The organism is Vicinamibacteria bacterium, from assembly GCA_035620555.1.
In the GTDB taxonomy this organism is placed as follows: Bacteria; Acidobacteriota; Vicinamibacteria; order Marinacidobacterales; family SMYC01; genus DASPGQ01.
The window spans coordinates 1-4621 of the sequence record DASPGQ010000042.1 but is presented as its reverse complement, the minus strand read 5'-3'; the positions used below and the strand labels follow the sequence as shown (position 1 = coordinate 4621).

Annotated in this window: 4 protein-coding genes; 2 read left to right on the top strand and 2 right to left on the bottom strand. The window is 64.6% G+C overall.

Annotation, left to right across the window (positions count from 1 at the left end):
• A partial coding sequence (locus tag VEK15_01560; protein HXV59351.1) for a protein kinase occupies positions 1-2171 on the bottom strand: 2171 nt, incomplete at its 3' end.
• Between the two features lie 84 nt (positions 2172-2255).
• Here VEK15_01560 and VEK15_01555 point away from each other — a divergent pair.
• Positions 2256-2477 (top strand): hypothetical protein, encoded by a 222-nt coding sequence (locus tag VEK15_01555; GenBank protein ID HXV59350.1) that lies wholly within the window; start codon positions 2256-2258, stop codon positions 2475-2477.
• A complete protein-coding gene (locus VEK15_01550) occupies positions 2474-3010 on the top strand; it encodes a hypothetical protein (protein ID HXV59349.1) in 537 nt (178 codons plus the stop codon). The genes VEK15_01555 and VEK15_01550 overlap by 4 nt, the downstream gene beginning before the upstream one ends.
• Before the next feature lie 44 nt (positions 3011-3054).
• Here VEK15_01550 and VEK15_01545 read toward each other — a convergent pair whose 3' ends face one another.
• Positions 3055-4371, bottom strand: coding sequence for a hypothetical protein (locus VEK15_01545; protein ID HXV59348.1), 1317 nt, complete (start codon positions 4369-4371; stop codon positions 3055-3057).
• Positions 4372-4621 lie beyond the last annotated feature (250 nt).

Below are 4621 nucleotides of genomic sequence, written 5' to 3'. Positions count from 1 at the left end.
CCGCTCCCGTCGAGGCGAACGCTCTCGATGTCCCAGTCGCCGGCCTCGTTCGGTCCCTGGCAGACGGCGAGCGTTCCATCCGAGGATATCGACGTGAGGTTGTAGCAAGGAGCGACGTCCTGGGCTTGGCCCGCGGCGTCGAGGTCCTGGCGGAAGATGCGCGCATCGGATTGGATGAACAAGGACTGACCGTCCGGGGCCCATACGCTCTGCCACCCCCCGGCCGTCGTCAGTCGCGTCAACGTCGCCGGGTCGGTGTCCAGAAGCCACACATCCGGAGGAGCATCCTGGGGCTCGAGACTCGCGGCGACGAGCTCGCCGTTCGGCGACAGCCGCGGGCTGGACCACGTGGCGCGCCTCCGGGGGCCGAGAGGCTGGGCCGTTCCCTCGCGATCGACCCACGAAAGCCCGGTCTCGGGCTTGGTCTGCCCGGAGACGTAGACGAGCGTGCCGTCGTCCGAGACGTCGTAGTAGGCCTCACCCGCACCGCCCTGACCCACGTTCTCCAGAACGGGCACGGGAGCGCCGCGGGTAGAAAGCCGCTCGAGATCGAAAGGCACCACGAAGAGGGTCCGCTCACGGGCGAAGAGAAGATGTCCGCTTTCCGTATAGCGGGGGAAGCTCCCATCCTCGATCAGGACCCGCGTCTCGCCCGTTTCGAGCGACAGAACCACGATGGAACGAGGCCCCGCTCGAACGGAGTCGAACAAGACGGCCTTCCCGCCGGGTAGAACGTGCGGCCAGGTCCACGCGGGCTCGTCCACGCCTTCGTCGAGCGACATCGTCGTCGACGGACCTCCGCCCTCGGAAATCCAGATGAGAAGCCCATCGATGGAGGCAAAGATACGCCCGTCCCGGGCCCAGGTCCCCCCCCTGTGATCCGCTCCTTCCATCTGTACTAGCGTCACCGGAGCGCCGCCGAGGATGGCCACTTTCTTGAGCTCGCGTCCGGCGGAGAATCCGATCCACTCTCCGTTCGGTGAGAAAAACGGCATGCGCCCGTTTCGCGTTCCGGCGATCGGCTCGGCCACGTCTCGATCGACGGGCCGCAGGAAGAGCTGCGCCTCTCCGTTGCGGACGCCCGCGTAGACGACTTTGCTCCCGTCGGGAGAGATAGCGACCAGCGGTCCTTCGATCCCTCCCACGAGAAACTCGTCGCCGGGAGGAAGGTTGATCGAAAAGCGCTGGACGGCGCGGGGCGCGGGAGTCGGTCGGACGAGCAGGAAGGACGCGAGCGCTCCCGCGAGAGCAGCGCCCGCGATGGCGAGAACCAGCGTGCGCGATTGCAGGCGTGATTCGGCAGCGGGCGGAGCGCTCAGGCTCTCTTCGAGCTCGAGCCCCGCGTCGGCGATGTCGTGAATCCGTCGATCCGGGTCTTTCTCCAGGCACTTCTTCATCAATCGACGCAGCGCTCGGGGGGGGCCGGGTGGAAGCGCCGACCACTCCGGCTCCCGCTGCAGGACTTTCGAGAGCACGTCGGCGACCGTTTCTCCATCGAAGGCTTTCCGTCCCGCGAGGACCTCGAAGAGACAGCATCCGAACGCCCAGATATCGGTCCTCTTGTCGACCGTCTTTCCTCGCGCCTGCTCCGGGCTCATGTAGGACGCCGTGCCGAGGATCGCGCCGAGCGCCGTGTTCCTGGTGAGCGTCGGGGAGTGCGAAGCGCTTTCACCCGACGGGCCCCCGTCGGCTTCGGCGAGCTTCGCGAGACCGAAGTCCAGAATCTTGACCTTCCCGTCCGGCGTGATCTTGACGTTCGCGGGCTTGAGGTCCCGGTGCACGATGCCCTTGGCGTGGGCGGCCCGAAGCGCATCGGCGATCTGCCGGAAGAGCGCGACAACCTCTTCGAGCGAGAGCCGCCCAAGGGCGAGCCGTTCGCCGAGCGTCTCCCCCTCGACGAGCTCCATCACGAGCGCGGGCTTCCCCTCGGTCTTCTCGAGCCCGTGAAGAGTCGCGATGCCCGGGTGGTTCAGCGATGCGAGGAGCTTGGCCTCTCGCTCGAAACGGGCGAGGCGCTCGGCGTCTGAGGCGAACTCCTCCGGGAGTACTTTTATGGCTACGTCGCGGTCGAGCTTGGTATCCCGCGCCCGGTAGACCTCACCCATTCCGCCTTTGCCGATGGGCACGGTGATCTCGTACGGACCAAGCCGGGTTCGGGGGGCGAGCGGCATCAGCGAAATCTAGTCTTTCCAATCGGAACAAGCAATCCTTTCGTCGTAATCGGCGAGTGCTTCGTCTCAGTTATACTTATGTTTATGAGCACCGTAGCCGAACGTCTGCGAGAGGAGAGTCGCGAGCGCCTTCGGAAGATGACACCCGCCGAGCGGCTCGCCGAAGCTCTCGTTCTCGGCGAGCGAGCCATCGATGCCTACGCGGAGGCACACGGCATCGATCGGGTCGCTGCGCGGCGACGCCTCGAAAGCTCGGGCCAGGCCGGTCGCCGGCCGTCGCGCGTGATGCGCGGAATCATCGAATGAGTCTTTTTAGCGACGTGGTCGCTGTCCTCGAGCGGGCGGGGATCGACCATGCTCTCATTGGCGCGGCGGCCATGGCCCTTCATGGCGTTAGTCGCGCGACCGCCGATATCGATTTGTTCACGGTGGACGAAAACTCACTGCAGAAAACACTCTGGGACGAGCTCGAACAAAACGGCGCCACGCTCCGGCTGCTGAAGGGAGACTTCGATGATCCTCTTGCCGGTAGTGTTCGAATCTCCGTTCCCGGCGAGAGAACCGTGGATGTCGTCGTCGGGCGCTACGCCTGGCAGGCGGATATCATCGGATCCGCAGAGCCCATGTCCCTAGGCGAAGTCACCGTCAAGGTGGCGCGCCCGGCCGGTCTAGTGCTTCTCAAGCTCTACGCTGGAGGCCCGAAGGATGCGTGGGACGTACAGTCTCTTTTGGAAAGCCACGAACGAGCCGATGCTATCAAATCGGAGGTAGATCGGTCGGTGTCTCGACTCCCTGCCGAATGCGGTAGGCTCTGGAAGCGGATGCTCGAAGAGAGGTGATCGTCGCAGTCGAGAGATGCGTCTCCCACGTCAACGCGCGACACTCAGTTGCTGCTGGGAACCAGGCGCTTCAGCTCTTCATGCCAATTGAGGACGACGAGGAGCTCCGTCGTGGGAGCTTCGACTTCCTTGACCCTCAGGAAGCGCTCGCCATCGGGGGAGATATCGTAGTTTCCGAAGTACGGCGTTGCGATCACCGTTTCGGGATTGCCGAAGGTGAAGTCGTCGCCGATTTGGACCGGCACGGACATCAATTTGCCATCGGTGGATTCATAGAACAGCTCGCGCCCGTTCCGCGCCCAACGCGGGTTGCGCCCGCCGTCTCGCGAGATCTGCCAGCTTCCGTCCTCGATGTTCGGGAACGGTCGGACGTAGATCTCGTATCGGCCGGACTCGTCGGATGCGAAGGCGAAGAACCGCCCGTCGGGCGCAAACGTGGCGTCTGTTTCGTTGAACTTCGAATGAAGGAGGGGCCGCGGGTCTCCTCCTTCCGGGAACGCGACGAGCGACACATCCAACAATTCGGAGTCGTCGCGTTCCTCGATCAAGAGCGATGTCCCGTCGGGGGAAAGGGAGAGCGGTATTTGATGCCGCGCTCCCTTCGTGAGGCGGGCGGCCTGACCCGTACCGAGGGCGGACTTCACGAAGACGCTGCCTTCCCTTGCCTCGTGGGAGTGGAACACGATCTGCCGACCGTCCAGCGTCCAAATCGGGGCGTTGTCGAGTTGGGGATGGAACGTGAAGCGCGTGAGCGTCTCTCGGGCAAAATCGAACATCCAGATGTCGGACTCTTCGTCGTTCAGAGCGAGGGCGACGCGGCTCCCATCGGGAGAGATGCTAGGGTAGCCATAATCCCGCGGCGGGGCTTTCAGGGCCTCCTCTCTTCCGTCGCGACCGACCCAAACGAGCGTGCGGCGGGACTCGACTCCTATCGATTCCGCATAGGCCAGGGCGCCGGTGTCCGAAACGCTGAAATACGCGGCGGCAGAGTTTGCCAAAGCGACGCGGACACCCTCGGCCATGGGCACGGGACCGCCCGTCACTTCGAGCCGGTCCACATCGAAGGGCACGGCCATGAGGGTTCCATCCAGGACGTAGAGGAGGTGCCCCGAGGCGACATAGCGGGCATCTCTCCCGCGCTCGACCACGACCTTTCTCTCACCCGTCTCGAGCGAGTGGATGACGACCTGTGCGTCGTCCCAGTTGGCACCGTCCCCGAGGGTGAAGAGCACGCCCTTTCCCCCAGGCAACACCTGCGGGCCGTGGGCGATTTTTCCCGTTCCATCCGTGGCCACGAAAACCTCGGCCATCCCTCCGCTGGCGGCCACGCGAAAGATGCCAGACGTCTGGCCGAACACCATCGTGCCGTCGGGCGCCGAACGCCCAGACGTCCGCCCTCTTGTCGACGCGCTTTCCCTTCGCTTGCTCCGGGCTCATGTAGGGTGCGGTCCCGAGAATTACGCCGATCTGCGTGCCCTGCCTCGTGAGGGTCGGCGATTGCGACAGCTCATTGTCCGCACCGCCCGGCGCCTCATTCACGAGTGCTTTGGCGAGCCCGTAGTCGAGCACCTTCACGGTGCCGTCGTCTTTCACCTTAACGTTCGCAGGCTT